The 18,021-nt window shown below is 72.2% G+C and carries 17 protein-coding genes; 16 read left to right on the forward strand and 1 reads right to left on the reverse strand.

The genetic code is table 11. The features are described 5' to 3' along the window. The first annotated feature begins 21 nt into the window (after positions 1-21). The 8 genes from aroC to nusB all read left to right on the forward strand — a co-directional run bounded on the left by aroC (position 22) and on the right by nusB (position 6,989). Positions 22-1,206 carry a chorismate synthase gene (aroC, locus tag CP984_RS34135; RefSeq protein WP_003984691.1) on the forward strand — a complete coding sequence of 395 codons (1,185 nt, stop codon included), beginning with the start codon at positions 22-24 and terminating at the stop codon, positions 1,204-1,206. Then, on the forward strand, positions 1,203-1,784 hold the full coding sequence (locus CP984_RS34140; RefSeq protein WP_003984692.1) for a shikimate kinase: 582 nt from the start codon (positions 1,203-1,205) through the stop codon (positions 1,782-1,784). The genes aroC and CP984_RS34140 overlap by 4 nt, the downstream gene beginning before the upstream one ends. Next, entirely contained in the window at positions 1,781-2,872 is a 1,092-nt protein-coding gene (gene aroB, locus CP984_RS34145; RefSeq protein ID WP_003984693.1) for a 3-dehydroquinate synthase, read from the forward strand. The genes CP984_RS34140 and aroB overlap by 4 nt, the downstream gene beginning before the upstream one ends. Next, entirely contained in the window at positions 2,869-3,306 is a 438-nt protein-coding gene (aroQ, locus tag CP984_RS34150) for a type II 3-dehydroquinate dehydratase (RefSeq protein ID WP_003984694.1), read from the forward strand. The genes aroB and aroQ overlap by 4 nt, the downstream gene beginning before the upstream one ends. Positions 3,307-3,560: 254 nt before the next feature. Beyond that, entirely contained in the window at positions 3,561-4,400 is an 840-nt protein-coding gene (locus CP984_RS34155; RefSeq protein WP_030178041.1) for a Pro-rich N-terminal domain-containing protein, read from the forward strand. A gap of 410 nt (positions 4,401-4,810) precedes the next feature. Continuing rightward, positions 4,811-5,917, forward strand: coding sequence for an aminopeptidase P family protein (locus CP984_RS34165; protein ID WP_003982729.1), 1,107 nt, complete (start codon positions 4,811-4,813; stop codon positions 5,915-5,917). 68 nt (positions 5,918-5,985) lie between these two features. Further along, positions 5,986-6,552, forward strand: a complete 567-nt coding sequence (efp, locus tag CP984_RS34170) for an elongation factor P (RefSeq protein WP_003982728.1) — start codon at positions 5,986-5,988, stop codon at positions 6,550-6,552. Between the two features lie 2 nt (positions 6,553-6,554). Further along, a complete protein-coding gene (nusB, locus tag CP984_RS34175) occupies positions 6,555-6,989 on the forward strand; it encodes a transcription antitermination factor NusB (RefSeq protein WP_003982727.1) in 435 nt (144 codons plus the stop codon). 147 nt (positions 6,990-7,136) lie between these two features. On the opposite strand, the gene bldD is transcribed toward nusB, so the two are convergent. Beyond that, on the reverse strand, positions 7,137-7,637 hold the full coding sequence (bldD, locus tag CP984_RS34180; protein ID WP_003982726.1) for a transcriptional regulator BldD: 501 nt from the start codon (positions 7,635-7,637) through the stop codon (positions 7,137-7,139). Between the two features lie 220 nt (positions 7,638-7,857). On the opposite strand from bldD, the gene pyrR reads away from it, so the two are divergent. The 8 genes from pyrR to pyrF all read left to right on the forward strand — a co-directional run bounded on the left by pyrR (position 7,858) and on the right by pyrF (position 17,921). Next, a complete protein-coding gene (gene pyrR, locus CP984_RS34185; protein WP_003982725.1) occupies positions 7,858-8,433 on the forward strand; it encodes a bifunctional pyr operon transcriptional regulator/uracil phosphoribosyltransferase PyrR in 576 nt (191 codons plus the stop codon). A 94-nt stretch (positions 8,434-8,527) separates the two neighbouring features. Continuing rightward, complete coding sequence (locus CP984_RS34190; protein WP_003982724.1) at positions 8,528-9,514, forward strand: aspartate carbamoyltransferase catalytic subunit; 987 nt, start codon at positions 8,528-8,530, stop codon at positions 9,512-9,514. Then, positions 9,514-10,803, forward strand: a complete 1,290-nt coding sequence (locus tag CP984_RS34195) for a dihydroorotase (protein ID WP_003982723.1) — start codon at positions 9,514-9,516, stop codon at positions 10,801-10,803. Before CP984_RS34190 ends, CP984_RS34195 begins: the two co-directional genes overlap by 1 nt. Beyond that, positions 10,800-11,381, forward strand: coding sequence for a PH-like domain-containing protein (locus CP984_RS34200; protein ID WP_003982722.1), 582 nt, complete (start codon positions 10,800-10,802; stop codon positions 11,379-11,381). Before CP984_RS34195 ends, CP984_RS34200 begins: the two co-directional genes overlap by 4 nt. After that, on the forward strand, positions 11,378-12,559 hold the full coding sequence (carA, locus tag CP984_RS34205; RefSeq protein ID WP_003982721.1) for a glutamine-hydrolyzing carbamoyl-phosphate synthase small subunit: 1,182 nt from the start codon (positions 11,378-11,380) through the stop codon (positions 12,557-12,559). Before CP984_RS34200 ends, carA begins: the two co-directional genes overlap by 4 nt. Next, positions 12,552-15,863, forward strand: coding sequence for a carbamoyl-phosphate synthase large subunit (gene carB, locus CP984_RS34210; protein WP_003982720.1), 3,312 nt, complete (start codon positions 12,552-12,554; stop codon positions 15,861-15,863). The genes carA and carB overlap by 8 nt, the downstream gene beginning before the upstream one ends. A gap of 91 nt (positions 15,864-15,954) precedes the next feature. Further along, positions 15,955-17,064: a quinone-dependent dihydroorotate dehydrogenase gene (locus tag CP984_RS34215; RefSeq protein ID WP_003982719.1), complete on the forward strand. Its 1,110-nt coding sequence runs from the start codon at positions 15,955-15,957 to the stop codon at positions 17,062-17,064. Next, entirely contained in the window at positions 17,061-17,921 is an 861-nt protein-coding gene (pyrF, locus tag CP984_RS34220) for an orotidine-5'-phosphate decarboxylase (RefSeq protein WP_003982718.1), read from the forward strand. The genes CP984_RS34215 and pyrF overlap by 4 nt, the downstream gene beginning before the upstream one ends. Positions 17,922-18,021 lie beyond the last annotated feature (100 nt).

The following is an 18,021-nucleotide window of genomic DNA, read 5'->3' on the forward strand; positions in this document are numbered from 1 at the left end:
AGCAGGACATGAGGAGCATCGTTGAGCAGGTTGCGCTGGCTGACGGCGGGGGAGTCGCACGGCCCCGCACTCGTGGCGACGCTGGAGGGCCTCCCGGCCGGCGTCCCGATCACCACGGACATGGTGGCGGACGCCCTGGCCCGTCGCCGGCTCGGCTATGGCCGCGGTGCCCGCATGAAGTTCGAGCGCGACGAGGTCACCTTCCTCGGCGGTGTCCGGCACGGGCTCACCCTCGGCTCGCCCGTCGCGGTCATGGTGGGCAACACCGAGTGGCCCAAGTGGGAAAAGGTCATGGCGGCCGACCCGGTCGACCCCGCCGAGCTGGCCGAACTGGCCCGTAACGCCCCGCTGACCCGCCCCCGCCCCGGCCACGCCGACCTGGCCGGCATGCAGAAGTACGGTTTCGACGAGGCCCGCCCGGTCCTGGAGCGCGCCTCCGCCCGCGAGACCGCGGCGCGTGTCGCGCTCGGCACGGTCGCCCGCTCCTACCTCAAGGAGACGGCCGGCATCGAGATCGTCTCGCACGTGGTCGAGCTGGCCGCTGCCAAGGCCCCGTACGGCGTGGTTCCCAAGCCCTCGGACGTGGAGCGGCTGGACGCCGACCCGGTGCGCTGCCTGGACCCGGGGGCGAGCGCGGCGATGGTCGCCGAGATCGACCAGGCCCACAAGGACGGCGACACCCTCGGCGGCGTGGTCGAGGTGCTGGCGTACGGCGTGCCCGTCGGCCTGGGCTCGCACGTGCACTGGGACCGGCGGCTGGACGCGCGGCTGGCCGGTGCCCTCATGGGCATCCAGGCGATCAAGGGCGTCGAGGTCGGCGACGGCTTCGGCCTGGCCCGGGTGCCCGGCTCCCAGGCGCACGACGAGATCGTCTCCACCGACGAGGGAATCCGCCGCACCACGGGCCGCTCCGGCGGCACCGAGGGCGGTCTGACCACCGGTGAGCTGCTGCGCGTACGGGCCGCGATGAAGCCGATCGCGACCGTGCCGCGCGCCCTGGCCACCGTCGACGTGACCACCGGCGAGGCGACCCAGGCCCACCACCAGCGCTCCGACGTGTGCGCGGTCCCCGCGGCCGGCATCGTCGCGGAGGCGATGGTCGCGCTGGTGCTCGCCGACGCGGTGGCGGAGAAGTTCGGCGGCGACAGCGTGCCGGAGACCCGCCGCAACGTGCGGTCCTTCCTCGACAGCCTGGCGATCAAGTGACGCCGCCGCTCGTGGTGCTGGTGGGCCCCCCGGGCGCGGGGAAGTCCACCGTCGGGGCCCTGCTGGCCGAACGGCTCGGCGCCGGCTACCGCGACACCGACGCGGACATCGAGGCGGGCGCGGGCAAGCCGATCCCGGAGATCTTCATCGACCAGGGCGAGCCGCACTTCCGCGAACTGGAGCGGCAGGCCGTACGGGCCGCGGTCGAGACCCACCCCGGCGTGCTCTCGCTCGGCGGCGGCGCGGTCATGGACGACGGCACCCGCGCCCTGCTGGCCGGCCTGCCCGTCGTCTTCCTGGACGTCCAACTGGCCGACGCCGTACGGCGCGTGGGCCTCGACGCGCCCCGCCCGCTGCTCGCCGTCAACCCGCGGCAGCGCTGGCGCGAGCTGATGGAGGCGCGCCGCCCGCTGTACACGGAAGTCGCGCGCGCCGTGGTCGCCACGGACGGCCGCACGCCCGAAGAGGTCGCCGACGCCGTACTGGACGCATTGCAGCTACAGACACCCCCGGAGGCCGGAGCGCGGACGGCGGACGCCGCGGCGCCCGGCACGCCCGGGAGAGAGGAACACCCGTGACGGAGCAGCCCACCCGAATCCAGGTCGGCGGCACCGCGGGCACCGACCCGTACGAGGTCCTGGTCGGCCGGCAACTGCTGGGCGAGCTGCCGGGCCTGATCGGCGAGAAGGCCCAGCGGGTCGCCGTGCTGCACCCGGAGGCGCTGGCCGCCACCGGCGAGGCGCTGCGCGAGGACCTGGCCGGCCAGGGATACGAGGCCATCGCCGTCCAACTGCCCAACGCGGAGGAGGCCAAGACCGCCGAGGTCGCGGCCTACTGCTGGAAGGCGCTGGGCCAGACCGGCTTCACCCGCACCGACGTGATCGTCGGCGTCGGCGGCGGTGCCACCACGGACGTGGCGGGCTTCGTCGCCGCGACGTGGCTGCGCGGCGTGCGCTGGATCGCCGTACCGACCACCGTGCTCGGCATGGTGGACGCCGCGGTCGGCGGCAAGACCGGCATCAACACCGCCGAGGGCAAGAACCTCGTCGGCGCCTTCCACCCGCCGGCCGGTGTGCTGTGCGACCTGGCCGCGCTGGACTCCCTCCCGGTCCACGACTACGTCTCCGGTCTCGCCGAGGTCATCAAGGCGGGCTTCATCGCCGACCCGGCCATCCTGGAGCTGATCGAGTCCGACCCCGAGGGCGCCAAGCGCCCCGACGGCCCGCACACCACCGAGCTGATCGAGCGGGCCATCCGGGTCAAGGCCGAGGTGGTCTCCGCGGACCTGAAGGAATCCGGGCTGCGCGAGATCCTCAACTACGGTCACACTCTCGGCCACGCCATCGAGAAGAACGAGCGCTACAACTGGCGGCACGGCGCCGCGGTCTCCGTCGGCATGGTCTTCGCCGCCGAACTGGGCCGCATCGCCGGGCGCCTGGACGACGCGACCGCCGACCGGCACCGCGCCGTACTGGCGTCGGTGGGCCTGCCGCTGACCTACCGCGGCGACCAGTGGCCCAAGCTGCTGGAGACGATGAAGGTCGACAAGAAGTCGCGCGGCGACCGGCTGCGCTTCATCGTCCTGGACGGCCTGGCCAAGCCCACCGTCCTGGAGGGCCCCGACCCGGCGATGCTGCTCGCCGCGCACGCGGAGATCGCCGCATGAGGCGCGTCCTGGTCCTCAACGGGCCCAACCTCGGCCGCCTGGGCTCCCGCGAGCCCGACGTGTACGGCTCCACGTCCTACGCCGGACTGGTCGAACGCTGCACCGCGCTCGGCAAGGAGCTGGGGTTCGAGGCGGAGGTCCGGGAGACCAACGACGAGGGCGAGATGATCCGCTGGCTGCACGAGGCGGCGGACGGCTCGATCCCGGTGGTCATCAACCCCGGCGCGTTCACCCACTACTCGTACGCGATGCGGGACGCCGCCGCCCAGCGGACCGCCCCGCTCATCGAGGTGCACATCTCCAACCCGTACGCCCGCGAGGAGTTCCGCCACACCTCGGTGATCGCGGCGGTCGCCAGCGGTACGGTGGCGGGCTTCGGCATCGGCTCGTACGAACTCGCGCTGCGCGCGCTGGCCGCCGAACCCACCGGCTGACCGCCGCACCCCGCGCACCCCGCGCCGCTCCCGGCCGTCGCCCCGGCGACGGCCGGGCCCGTCGGCCGCCCCGCCGGGGGAGGACTGCGGTCACCTTCTGCGGGTACCGTTCGCCGGACAACCAATCGGCCCACCCGGGCCGGACGCCCGGCGCGCACCCGAGCGCCGTACGGACGACAGCCCCGCCCGTACGGCGAACACCGTGCACCGCGGGCGGCCCACGAGATCGACCGCACGAGACGGAGAGCCACCGGATGCAGCACGCAGTGGGGGCGCCGCTGCCACCGCCTCACGGACCGGTGCCGGGCCCCGTGGCCGCGATGAGCTGGACCCCGGGCCACCCCGTACCACCGCAGCAGCCGCCGGCCGCACCGCCCGCGCAGGGCTGGCCCACGGCCCCGCCGCCCACCGCCCCGCCGCACGGCGCGCCGACCGCGCCGCCCCCTGCCGAGGCCACCGGGCACGTACAGCTGCCGCCCGGCGCGCCCGTGGCGCTGCCCAGCCCACCCACCGGAGCCTCCGCGCCGGACGCCGCGCACGCCGCCGTCGCGGTGCTGCTCATCGGCCCGGCCGGGGCCGGCAAGACCAGCGTCGCCCGGCACTGGGCCGACACCCGCCGGGTGCCCACCGCGCACATCAGCCTCGACGACGTGCGCGAATGGGTACGGTCCGGCTTCGCCGACCCGCAGACCGGCTGGAACGACCACTCCGAGGCGCAGTACCGCCTCGCCCGCCGCACCTGCGGCTTCGCCGCCCGCAACTTCCTCGCCAACGGCATCTCCTGCATCCTGGACGACGCCGTCTTCCCGGACCGCCCGGTCATCGGCCTCGGCGGCTGGAAACGCCATGTGGGCCCCGGCCTGCTGCCGATCGTGCTGCTCCCCGGCCTGGAAATAGTCCTGGAGCGCAACGCCCGCCGCACGGGCAACCGCCGCCTGTCCGACGAAGAGGTCGCCCGGATACACGGCCGGATGGCGGGCTGGTACGGCTCCGGCCTGCCGATCATCGACAACTCCGCGCAGGATGTGCCGACCACGGCGCGTCTGCTGGATGATGTGGTGGCCCGGAGTATCGCCAGCCCGCCCAGCTGGTAGCCGGAGGCGGGGAGGGCAGGGGCCGGCAGGAGGAGCGGGGCGAAAGGCGGGCCAGAGCCTTGCTGTACGGGGGCGCCGTCCCCGGCCCTGCGCCCCCGCACCCGTACGGGGCGTGCTGCCCCCCGCACCCATACGGGGCGCGCCGCCCCCCACACCCGTACGGGCGTGACCCCCGACGCCCGTACGGAGCGCGCCGCCCGCGCCCCTCGCACCCGCCAGGCCCCGAATTCCGCCGGCTCCCCACGGTTCCCGCCGCCCCCTCCGGGTATCCCCCCGCCGGGGGAACGATCACGTTCGATTTGCCCTGTAGGGCCGCCGCCTTCCGCCCGCCCGGCCGGCAGCACCCCCGTGATCCCCCGGCCGGACCCGCCCGACCGGCCGGGGGAGACCGGGGACCGTACGCTCGGTGCATGTCCGAGCTGTACTCGGCCCGGCGTACGCGGGTGCGCGACCGCTGCGTCGCCGCCGGAAGCGCCGCGGCGCTGATCTCGCGTCCCGCCAACGTCCGCTACCTCACCGGGTGCGCGCCGCCCGGCGCGGCCCTGCTGCTCGGCCCGGCCGACGACCTGCTGCTGACCGCGGGGCCGCTGAGCGGGGACCCGTCGGAGGGGCGTCCGGCGGAGGACCTGCGGGTCTCGGAGCTGCCGACCCGGGACGGCGATCCGGTCGTGGCCGCCGCCGACGAGGCCGCGCGGGCCGGGGCCGGTACGCTCGCCGTCGAGGAGCACCATCTGACCGTCGCCCGGCACCGCGCGCTCGCCCAGGTCGCCCCGCGCCTGCGGCTCGCCGACCTGGCCCGCGCCGTCGAGGCGCAGCGGGTCGTCAAGGACGACGAGGAGATCTCCTGTCTGCGGATCGCAGCCGAGATCACCGACCAGGCCCTCGGCGAGTTGCTGGAGTCGATTCTGGTGGGCCGTACGGAACGGCACCTGGCCCTGGAGCTGGAGCGCCGCCTGGTGGACCACGGCGCGGACGGCCCCGCCTTCCCCACCTCGGTCGGCACCGGCCCGAACGCCGGCCGCCCCGGACATCCGCCCACCGACCGGCGCGTCGAGGAGGGCGACTTCCTCTCCGTCAACCTGGGTGCGAACTACCGGGGTTACCGCTGCGAGATCGGCCGTACATTCGTCATCGGCACCACGCCGGCGGACTGGCAGATCGAGCTGTACGACCTCGTTTTCGCAGCCCAGCGGGCCGGGCGGGAGGCGCTGGCGCCCGGTGTGGAGTGCCGTGAGGTGGACCGCGCGGCGCGTCAGGTGCTGGTCGGCGCGGGGCACGGGGAGCGGCTCGGGCCGGGTACCGGACACGGTGTGGGCCTGGAAATCGACGAGGACCCTCGGCTGTCACCTGCGGCCATGGGTAAACTGGACGCTTGCGTGCCGGTCACCGTCGATCCAGGGGTTCATATCCCGGGCCGCGGCGGCGTCCGGATCGACGACACACTCGTCGTCCGCCCCGAGGCGGACGGCGGGCCCGAGCTACTCACGATCACGACCAAGGAGCTGCTCGCCCTCTGAGCCTTGACGGGCTCGGAGCGTGCGTCTTCCGGGTCCCCACCACCTGCAGTCCAGGAGATTCCGCAACCGTGGCATCCACGAACGACCTCAAGAACGGCATGGTGCTCAAGCTCGAAGGCGGCCAGCTCTGGTCCGTCGTCGAGTTCCAGCACGTCAAGCCCGGCAAGGGCCCGGCCTTCGTCCGCACCAAGCTCAAGAACGTGCTGTCCGGCAAGGTGGTGGACAAGACCTTCAACGCCGGTGTGAAGGTCGAGACGGCCAACGTCGACAAGCGCGGCATGCAGTTCTCGTACATGGACGGCGACTACTTCGTCTTCATGGACATGGACACCTACGACCAGCTGCACATCGACCGCAAGACCGTCGGTGAGGCCGCCAACTTCCTGCTCGAAGGCTTCGAGGCGGTCGTGGCGCAGAACGAGGGCCAGGTGCTCTACGTCGAGCTGCCGGCCGCGGTCGAGCTGACCATCAAGGAGACCGAGCCCGGCGTCCAGGGCGACCGCTCCACCGGCGGCACCAAGCCCGCCACCCTGGAGACCGGCTACGAGATCCAGGTCCCGCTGTTCATCACGACCGGCGAGAAGATCAAGGTCGACACCCGCTCCGGTGAGTACCTCGGCCGGGTGAACAGCTAACCGTGGCCGCCCGCAACAAGGCCCGCAAGCGAGCCTTCCAGATCCTCTTCGAGGCCGACCAGCGCGGTGCCGACGTGCAGTCCGTGCTGGCGGACTGGATGCGTCACGCCCGGACCGACCCGCGGCAGCCGCCGGTCAACGAGTACACCCTGCAACTGGTCGAGGGGTACGCGGAGCACGTCGAGCGCATCGACGAACTGCTCGCCACCTACTCCGTCGGCTGGACGCTGGACCGGATGCCGACGGTGGACCGCAACGTCCTGCGGCTCGGCGCCTACGAGCTGATCTGGGAGGACGAGACCCCGGACGCCGTGGCCATCGACGAAGCGGTACAGCTGGCCAAGGAATTCTCCACGGACGAGTCGCCGGCCTTCGTCAACGGCCTCCTCGCCCGTCTGAAGGAACTGAAGCCGAGCCTGCGGCGCGAGGCGCGGTAAGGCAGCGGTGGATCGTGAAAGGGCCCGGAGCGGGACGCTCCGGGCCCTTCGCACACCCCCTTCGCCCCGGGGGTGGCGGGACACAGAAAACCGCCGCCCGGAAGCCTCCGGAGCGGCGGTACGTTTCTGCAGGTGACGCCGGTACGGTCAGATGTCCTCGTGCTGCACCGCGCGGCGCGCGTCGGCGTCCAGCACGCCCCAGCTGATGAGCTGCTCGGTCAGCACGGAGGGCGACTGGTCGTAGATCACCGCGAGGGTGCGCAGGTCGTCCTGGCGGATCGAGAGGACCTTGCCGTTGTAGTCGCCGCGCTGGCTCTGGATCGTGGCGGCGTAGCGCTGCAGCGGGCCGGCCTTCTCGGCGGGGACGTGGGCCAGCCGCTCCAGGTCCAGGACCAGCTTCGGCGGCGGCTCGGCGGCACCGCCCGGGGTCGTGCCCGGCAGCAGTTCCTGCACCGGCACGCCGTAGAAGTCGGCCAGCTCGGCCAGGCGCTGCACGGTCACGGCACGGTCGCCGCGCTCGTACGAGCCCACCACCACGGCCTTCCAGCGGCCCTGGGACTTCTCCTCGACACCGTGGAGAGAGAGGCCCTGCTGGGTGCGGATGGCGCGGAGCTTGGCCCCGAGCTGTTTGGCGTATTCGCTGGACATAAAGCTCCCCGGACGCTGTGTAGGCGTGCGGCGCGGCCGCGCGCTGGTAACTCACTGTGAGGTTACGCAGCGTAATTCGGCATCGTCAAGCCGAATGAGTCACACGGTGGTCCCGAAGGGGTGTTGTCGGACCCCGCCGCGGGTGCTGATACCGTGGACGGCGTAATTCCGACGTCCTTTAAAGTCCGTCCTGTGAGGCGGAGAAGGAGGTCCGTTCGTCATGGACGCCCCCAGCTCCAACGCTGCGCGTCCGGTCCTCGAAGGACCGGACATCACGCGCATGCTCACCCGCATCGCCCACGAGATCGTCGAACGCGCCAAGGGCGCCGACGACGTGGTGCTCCTCGGCATCCCCACCCGCGGCGTCTTCCTCGCCCGCCGGCTGGCCGCCAAGCTCGAAGAGATCACCGGCCGCCCGGTCCCGGTCGGCTCGCTCGACATCACCATGTACCGCGACGACCTGCGCCTGGGCCCGGCCCGCGCGCTCGCCCGCACCGAGATCCCCGGTGACGGCATCGAGGGCCGGGTGGTCCTCCTCGTCGACGACGTGCTCTTCTCCGGCCGTACGATCCGTGCCGCCCTCGACGCTCTGAACGACATCGGCCGCCCGCGTGCCGTGCAGCTCGCCGTCCTGGTCGACCGCGGCCACCGCGAGCTGCCGATCCGCGCCGACTATGTGGGCAAGAACCTCCCCACGTCGCTGCGGGAGACGGTCAAGGTCCAGCTCACCGAGGAGGACGGCCGGGACGCCGTGCTGCTCGGCGTGAAGCCGGCCGCCCCGGCCGGCGAGCAGTAGCACACCCCCGTACGGACCCGGTGCCGCCGGGCCCGTGCCCCTGCCTGCTCGTCGGACATACCCGTACACCTCCATCAATCACGGAGAAAACCGGATGAAGCGTCATCTCATCTCGGCCGCCGACCTCACCCGCGACGATGCCGTCCTGATCCTCGACACCGCCGAGGAGATGGCCCGGGTGGCGGACCGGCCGATCAAGAAACTCCCCACGCTGCGCGGACGCACCGTCGTCAACCTCTTCTTCGAGGACTCCACGCGCACCCGCATCTCCTTCGAGGCCGCCGCGAAGCGGCTGTCCGCGGACGTCATCAACTTCTCCGCCAAGGGCTCGTCCGTCTCCAAGGGCGAGTCCCTGAAGGACACCGCCCTGACCCTGGAGGCGATGGGCGCGGACGCCGTCGTCATCCGGCACGGCGACTCCGGCGCCCCGCACCGCCTGGCCACCTCCGGCTGGATCGGCGGCTCGGTCGTCAACGCCGGTGACGGTACGCACGAGCACCCCACCCAGGCCCTCCTGGACGCCTTCACCATGCGCCGCCACCTGACCGACGGCGCAGGCCAGGACCTCTCGGGGCGCCACATCACCATCGTCGGCGACATCCTGCACAGCCGGGTGGCCCGCTCCAACGTCCACCTGCTGACCACGCTGGGCGCCGAGGTGACGCTGGTCGCGCCGCCCACCCTGGTGCCGATCGGCGTCGAGCGGTGGCCCTGCGAGGTCAGCTACGACCTCGACGCGGTGCTGACCAAGTCCGACGCGGTCATGATGCTGCGCGTCCAGCGCGAGCGGATGAACGCCGCCTTCTTCCCCACCGAGCGGGAGTACGCCCGGCGCTACGGCCTCGACGGCGACCGGATGGCCCGGATGCCCGACCACGCGATCGTGATGCACCCCGGCCCGATGAACCGCGGCATGGAGATCACCGCCGAGGTCGCCGACTCGCCGCGCTGCACCGCCGTCGAGCAGGTGGCCAACGGTGTCAGCATCCGCATGGCCGTCCTGTACCTGCTGCTGGGCGGCAACGAGCCCGCCGTCACCACCACCGCCCCCACCGGCACCCGCACCGAGGAGAGCAAGTAATGAGCAAGACCCTGATCCGCGGGGCGAAGATCCTGGGCGGCGAGGCGCAGGACGTCCTGATCACCGACGGTGTGATCACCGCCGTCGGCAACGACCTGACCGGCACCGAGGACGCCACCGTCGTCGAGGCCGCGGGCCGGATCCTGCTGCCCGGCCTGGTCGACCTGCACACCCACCTGCGCGAGCCGGGCCGTGAGGACTCCGAGACGGTCCTGACCGGCACCAAGGCCGCCGCCGTCGGCGGGTTCACCGCCGTACACGCCATGGCCAACACCTTCCCCGTCGCGGACACCGCCGGCGTGGTCGAGCAGGTGTGGCGCCTGGGCAAGGAGTCCGGCTACTGCGACGTGCAGCCGGTCGGTGCGGTGACCGTGGGCCTGGAGGGCAAGAAGCTCGCCGAGCTGGGCGCCATGCACGACTCCGCCGCGGGCGTACGGGTCTTCTCCGACGACGGCAAGTGCGTGGACGACGCGGTGATCATGCGGCGCGCGCTGGAGTACGTGAAGGCGTTCGACGGCGTGATCGCCCAGCACGCCCAGGAGCCGCGGCTGACCGCCGGCGCCCAGATGAACGAGGGCATCGTCTCCGCCGAGCTGGGCCTGGCCGGCTGGCCCGCGGTGGCCGAGGAGTCGATCATCGCGCGGGACGTGCTGCTCGCCGCGCACGTCGGTTCGCGGGTGCACATCTGCCATCTGTCCACCGCGGGCTCCGTCGAGATCGTCCGCTGGGCCAAGTCCAAGGGCTGGAACGTCACCGCCGAGGTCACCCCGCACCACCTGCTGCTGACCGACGAGCTCGTACGGTCCTACAACCCCGTCTACAAGGTGAACCCGCCGCTGCGTACGGAGGCCGACGTGCTCGCGCTGCGCGAGGCGCTGGCCGACGGCACCATCGACTGCGTCGCCACCGACCACGCCCCGCACCCGCACGAGGACAAGGACTGCGAGTGGGGCGCGGCCGCCATGGGCATGGTCGGCCTGGAGACGGCGCTGTCCGTCGTCCAGCACACGATGGTCGACACCGGCCTGCTCGACTGGGCCGGCGTCGCCGACCGGATGTCCTTCCGCCCCGCGGAGATCGGCCGTCTCAAGAGCCACGGCCGCCCCGTCTCGCCTGGCGAGCCCGCCAACCTCACGCTGGTCGATCCGGCATACCGTGGACCCGTGGACCCCGCGGGCTTCGCCTCCCGCAGCCGCAACACGCCCTACGAGGGCCGTGAGCTGCCGGGTCGCGTGACCCACACCTTCCTGCGGGGCCGGGCAACGGTCGTGGACGGGAATCTGGCGTGACATCTTCCATCATCCAACTGGCAGCCGAGCAGAAGTCCGCCGAGGTCACCGACTGGGCGGCCCGGATCGGCTGGGTCGTCGGACTGCTCCTGTTCGTCGCGCTCCTCTACTGGCTGATGCGCGAGGGCTGGAAGTGGCGCGGCACCCTCCAGGGCGACCTGCCCGAGCTGCCCGCCGCCCCCGAGGACGCCGGCGAGCCGCGGCTGACGATGACCGGCCGCTACCACGGCTCCACCACCGCCGGGCAGTGGCTGGACCGCGTCGTCGCGCGCGGTCTGGGCACCCGCAGCCGCGCCGAGCTGACCCTGACCGACGTCGGCGTGCACGTCGTACGGCCCGGCGCCGAGGACTTCTTCGTCCCGGCCGCCGCGCTGCGCGGCGCCCGCCTGGACAAGGGCATCGCCGGCAAGGTCCTGCCCGAGGGCGGCCTGCTGGTGATCACCTGGGCGCACGGCGACCGGGAGCTGGACTCCGGCTTCCGGTCCGACCAGGCCGCCGAGCACACCGCCTGGGTCACCGCCCTGACCGACCTGACCAGCAAGAACAGCAAGACCACCGAAACGGAAGGCGCACGATGACGACCTCCATCCAGGGGAACGCCTCGAAGAGGAGGGCGGCGTCTCCCGCCATACTCGTCCTGGAGGACGGCCGCTCCTTCCGCGGCCGTGCTTACGGGGCCGTGGGGGAGACCTTCGGCGAAGCGGTGTTCTCCACCGGCATGACCGGCTACCAGGAGACCCTGACCGACCCCTCGTACCACCGCCAGGTGGTCGTCATGACCGCCCCGCACATCGGCAACACGGGCGTCAACGACGAGGACCCGGAGTCCGCCCGCATCTGGGTCTCCGGCTTCGTCGTACGCGACCCCGCCCGCACCCCGTCCAACTGGCGCTCGGCCCGCACCCTCGACGACGAGCTGGCCGCCCAGGGCGTCGTCGGCATCAGCGGCATCGACACCCGCGCGCTCACCCGCCACCTGCGCGAGCGCGGCGCGATGCGGGTCGGCATCTTCTCGGGCCCGGCGCTCGACGGCCCGGCCGGCTCCGGCCTCGCCGACGAGGCGGCGCTGCTGGCCAAGGTGCAGTCGGCCCCGCAGATGAAGGGCGCCGACCTGTCCGCGGAGGTCGCCACCAAGGAGGCGTACGTGGTTCCCGCGCAGGGCACCAAGCGCTTCACGGTCGCCGCCGTCGACCTGGGCATCAAGGGCATGACCCCGTACCGGATGGCCGAGCGCGGCATCGAGGTGCACGTGCTGCCCGCCACCGCCTCCGCCGAGGATGTGTACGCCGTCAACCCGGACGGGGTGTTCTTCTCCAACGGTCCGGGCGACCCGGCCACCGCCGACCACCCGGTCTCCGTCATGCGGGCGGTGCTGGAGCGCGGCACGCCGCTGTTCGGCATCTGCTTCGGCAACCAGATCCTCGGCCGCGCGCTGGGCTTCGGCACGTACAAGCTGAAGTACGGGCACCGCGGCATCAACCAGCCGGTGCAGGACCGTACGACCGGCAAGGTCGAGGTCACCGCGCACAACCACGGCTTCGCCGTCGACGCCCCGCTCGACAAGGTCTCCGAGACCCCCTACGGACGCGCCGAGGTCTCCCACGTCTGCCTGAACGACAACGTGGTGGAGGGGCTCCAGCTCCTCGACCGGCCGGCCTTCAGCGTCCAGTACCACCCCGAGGCCGCCGCGGGCCCGCACGACGCGGCCTACCTGTTCGACCGCTTCGTCCAGCTCATGGAGGGCCAGCGTGCCTAAGCGCACCGATATCCAGTCCGTCCTGGTCATCGGCTCCGGCCCGATCGTCATCGGCCAGGCAGCCGAGTTCGACTACTCCGGCACCCAGGCGTGCCGGGTCCTGAAGGCCGAGGGCCTGCGGGTCATCCTGGTCAACTCCAACCCGGCCACGATCATGACCGACCCGGAGATCGCCGACGCCACCTACGTCGAGCCGATCACCCCGGAATTCGTCGAGAAGATCATCGCCAAGGAGCGCCCGGACGCCCTGCTGCCCACCCTGGGCGGCCAGACCGCGCTGAACACCGCGATCTCGCTGCACGCGTCCGGCACCCTGGAGCAGTACGGCGTCGAGCTGATCGGCGCCAACGTCGAGGCGATCAACAAGGGCGAGGACCGCGACCTGTTCAAGGAGGTCGTCGAGGCGGTCCGCCGCAAGATCGGCCACGGCGAGTCCGCGCGCTCCTACATCTGCCACTCCATGGACGACGTCATGAAGGGCGTCGAGGAGCTGGGCGGCTACCCGGTCGTCGTCCGCCCGTCCTTCACCATGGGCGGCGCCGGCTCCGGCTTCGCCCACGACGAGGAGGAGCTGCGCCGCATCGCCGGCCAGGGCCTGGCCCTGTCGCCGACCACCGAGGTGCTCCTGGAGGAGTCCATCCTGGGCTGGAAGGAGTACGAGCTGGAGCTGATGCGCGACAAGAACGACAACGTCGTGGTCGTCTGCTCCATCGAGAACTTCGACCCGATGGGCGTGCACACCGGTGACTCCATCACCGTCGCCCCGGCGATGACGCTCACCGACCGCGAGTACCAGACCCTGCGCGACATCGGCATCGCCGTGATCCGCGAGGTCGGCGTGGACACCGGCGGCTGCAACATCCAGTTCGCCGTCAACCCCGTCGACGGCCGGGTCATCGTCATCGAGATGAACCCGCGCGTCTCGCGCTCCTCGGCGCTCGCCTCCAAGGCCACCGGCTTCCCGATCGCGAAGATCGCCGCCCGGCTGGCCGTCGGCTACACGCTCGACGAGATCCCCAACGACATCACCGAGCAGACCCCGGCGTCCTTCGAGCCGACCCTCGACTACGTCGTGGTCAAGGTCCCGCGCTTCGCCTTCGAGAAGTTCCCGGCGGCGGACGCCCGGCTGACCACCACCATGAAGTCGGTCGGCGAGGCGATGGCCATCGGCCGCAACTTCACCGAGGCGCTGAACAAGGCGCTGCGCTCGCTGGAGAAGAAGGGCAGCCAGTTCGAGTTCACCGGCGACCCGGGCGACAAGGCGGAGCTGCTGGTCAAGGCCGAGATCCCCACGGACGGCCGGATCAACACCGTCATGCAGGCGATCCGGGCCGGCGCCACCCCGGAGGAGGTCTTCGACGCCACGAAGATCGACCCGTGGTTCGTCGACCAGCTCTTCCTGGTCAAGGAGATCGCCGACGAGATCGCGGCCGCCGACCAGCTCGGCCCCGAGGTCCTGGCGTACGCCAAGCGGCACGGCTTCTCCGACGCCCAGATCGCCGCGATCCGCGGCCTGACCGAGGACGTCGTCCGCGAGGTCCGGCACGCGCTCGGCGTCCGCCCGGTCTACAAGACGGTCGACACCTGCGCCGCCGAGTTCGCCGCGAAGACCCCGTACTTCTACTCGTCCTACGACGAGGAGAGCGAGGTCGCGCCCCGCGAGAAGCCCGCGGTGATCATCCTGGGCTCCGGCCCGAACCGCATCGGCCAGGGCATCGAGTTCGACTACTCCTGCGTCCACGCCTCCTTCGCGCTCTCCGACGCGGGCTACGAGACCGTCATGGTCAACTGCAACCCGGAGACCGTCTCCACCGACTACGACACCTCCGACCGCCTGTACTTCGAGCCGCTGACGCTCGAAGACGTGCTGGAGATCGTGCACGCCGAGCAGGCCGCGGGCCCGGTCGCGGGCGTCGTCGTCCAGCTCGGCGGCCAGACCCCGCTGGGCCTGGCGCAGGCGCTCAAGGACAACGGCGTACCGATCGTCGGCACCTCGCCGGAGGCCATCGACCTCGCCGAGGAGCGCGGCGCCTTCGGCCAGGTGCTGACCGAGGCGGGCCTGCCCGCCCCCAAGTACGGCACCGCCTACTCCTTCGCCGAGGCCAAGGGCATCGCCGCCGAGATCGGCTACCCGGTCATGGTCCGGCCGTCCTACGTCCTCGGCGGCCGCGGCATGGAGATCGTCTACGACGAGCCGTCGCTGGGCGAGTACCTGGAGCGGCACGCCGGCCTGATCGACCAGCACCCGGTCCTCATCGACCGCTTCCTGGACGACGCCATCGAGATCGACGTGGACGCCCTCTACGACGGCCACGAGCTCTACCTCGGCGGCGTCATGGAGCACATCGAGGAAGCCGGCATCCACTCCGGCGACTCCGCCTGCGCGCTGCCGCCCATCACCCTCGGCGGCTACGACATCAAGCGCCTGCGGGCCTCCACCGAGGCCATCGCCAAGGGCGTCGGCGTCCGCGGCCTGATCAACATCCAGTTCGCGATGGCCGGCGACATCCTGTACGTGCTGGAGGCCAACCCGCGCGCCTCCCGTACGGTCCCCTTCACCTCGAAGGCGACCGCGGTGCCGCTGGCCAAGGCCGCCGCCCGTATCTCGCTGGGCGCCACCGTCGCCGAGCTGCGCGCCGAGGGCATGCTGCCGAAGAGCGGCGACGGCGGCACCCTGCCGCTGGACTCGCCGATCTCCGTCAAGGAGGCCGTGATGCCCTGGTCGCGGTTCCGCGACGTCACCGGGCAGGGCGTGGACACCGTGCTGGGCCCGGAGATGCGCTCCACCGGCGAGGTCATGGGCATCGACTCGGTCTTCGGCACGGCGTACGCCAAGTCGCAGTCCGGCGCGTACGGCGCGCTGCCCACCAAGGGCCGCGCTTTCGTGTCCGTCGCCAACCGCGACAAGCGCGCGATGATCTTCCCGGCGCGGGAGCTGGTCGCCCACGGCTTCGAGCTGCTGGCCACCTCCGGCACCGCCGAGGTGCTGCGCCGCAACGGCATCAACGCCACCGTCGTCCGCAAGAAGAGCGAGGGCGAGGGCCCCAACGGCGAGAAGACCATCGTCCAGCTCATCCACGACGGCGAGGTCGACCTGATCGTCAACACGCCGTACGGCACCGGCGGCCGCCTGGACGGCTACGACATCCGCACCGCCGCCGTCGCCCGCGCCGTGCCCTGCCTGACCACGGTCCAGGCGCTGGCCGCCGCGGTCCAGGGCATCGAAGCGATGTCCCGCGGCGACGTGGGCGTGCGCTCCCTCCAGGAACACGCGCGGCAGCTGACCGCGGCCCGCGAGGAGTAAGGGCCCTGAGGGGGACACCGGCAGCGGTGTCCCCCTCTTCATGAGCCCCGTCTCCTCCGTCCCCTCGACCCGCGGAAGGCCCCGCCCGCTCGTGTACTCCCTCTTCTTCAACCTGATCTTCCGCCGCATGGACCCCGAGAAGGCCCACCACCTGGCCTTCCGCTGGATCCGGCTGGCCGCGCGCATCCCGGTGCTGCGCACCTTCGCCGCGGCCGTCCTGGCCCCCCGCTACAAGGAGCTGCGCGTCGAGGCCCTGGGCCGCCGCATGCACGGCCCCTTCGGACTGGCCGCCGGCTTCGACAAGAACGCCGTCGCCATCGACGGCATGGCCATGCTCGGCTTCGACCACGTCGAGATCGGTACGGTCACCGCCGAGCCGCAGCCCGGCAACCCCAAGAAGCGCCTGTTCCGCCTCGTACCGGACCGCGCGCTCATCAACCGCATGGGCTTCAACAACGACGGTTCGGCGGCCGTGGCGGCCCGCCTGGCCGCCCGCAACCCGGTCTTCCGTACGACGCTGGGCGTCAACATCGGCAAGACCAAGGTCGTCCCCGAGGACGAGGCGATCGCCGACTACGTGGCCTCCACGGAGCGGCTCGCCGGACACGCCGACTACCTGGTCGTCAACGTCTCCTCGCCGAACACCCCCGGCCTGCGCAACCTCCAGGCCGTCGACCACCTGCGCCCGCTGCTCAGCGCGGTCCGCGAGGCGGCCGACCGCACCGTCACCGGGCGGCGCGTCCCGCTGCTGGTCAAGATCGCACCGGACCTCGCCGACGAGGACGTGGACGCGGTCGCCGACCTCGCCGTGGAACTGGGTCTGGACGGCATCATCGCCACCAACACCACCATCGCCCGCGACAGCCTCGGCCTGGTCTCCGACCCGGCCCTGGTCCAGGAGACCGGCGGCCTGTCCGGCGCCCCGGTCAAGGAACGCTCCCTGGAGGTGCTGCGGCGCCTGTACGCCCGCGTCGGCGACCGGGTCACCCTGATCGGCGTCGGCGGCATCGCGACCGCCGAGGACGCCTGGCAGCGCATTCTCGCCGGCGCCACCCTGGTGCAGGGCTACAGCGCCTTCATCTACGAGGGCCCGTTCTACGCCCGCGCCATCCACAAGGGCCTCGCCGCGCGCCTGCGCAACAGCCCGTACGCCACCCTCGCCGACGCGGTCGGCGCCGAGCACAAGAAGGTGACCGCATGACGGCCCCGACCCCCTTCGGTGCCCGTCTGAGGGCCGCCATGGACGCCCGTGGCCCGCTCTGCGTCGGCATCGACCCGCACGCCTCACTGCTGGCCGACTGGGGCCTGAGCGACGACGTGGCGGGCCTGGCGGCCTTCTCCCGGACCGTCGTCGAGGCGCTGGCCGACCGTGTCGCCGTCCTCAAGCCGCAGTCCGCCTTCTTCGAGCGCTTCGGCTCGCGCGGCATCGCCGTCCTGGAGGAGACCGTCGCGGCGGCCCGGGAGGCCGGTGCCCTGGTCCTGATGGACGCCAAGCGCGGCGACATCGGCTCCACCATGGCCGCGTACGCCGCCACCTACCTGCACCCGGCCTCGCCGCTGTTCTCGGACGCGGTCACGGTCAGCCCGTACCTGGGCTTCGGGTCGCTCGCCCCGGCCGTCGATCTGGCCGCGGCGAACGGCTGCGGCCTGTTCGCCCTCGCGCTGACCTCGAACCCCGAGGGTCAGGAGGTCCAGCACGCGGTACGGGCCGACGGCCGCACCGTCGCCGCGACCGTACTGGGCCACCTGAAGGACGCGAACGCCGACGCCGCCGCCCGCGGTGAGCTGGGCTCGTACGGGGCCGTCGTCGGCGCCACGCTCGGCGACCTGTCCGCGTACGACCTGGCGACCGGCGGGCCGCTGCTCGCGCCCGGCATCGGAGCCCAGGGCGCGACCCCAGCGGACCTCCCGCGGGTCTTCGGGGACGCCGTCCGCAACGTCGTGCCGAGCGTCAGCCGGGGGGTGCTGCGGCACGGTCCGGACGTCGCCGCACTTCGCGAGGCCGCCCTCCGATGTGCCGACGAGGTGCGGACAGCGGTCGAACGACGGGGACTTTAGTCCCGAAATGTCCTGGTCAGCTGAGTCTGACCAGGACTTTTCGTCTGTTCTCGCTGACTCCGAGCGCCTTGGCCGCTAGTCTCCGACGAGAGCAGTGCAC

Source organism: Streptomyces rimosus (assembly GCF_008704655.1).
Taxonomy (GTDB): Bacteria; Actinomycetota; Actinomycetes; order Streptomycetales; family Streptomycetaceae; genus Streptomyces; species Streptomyces rimosus.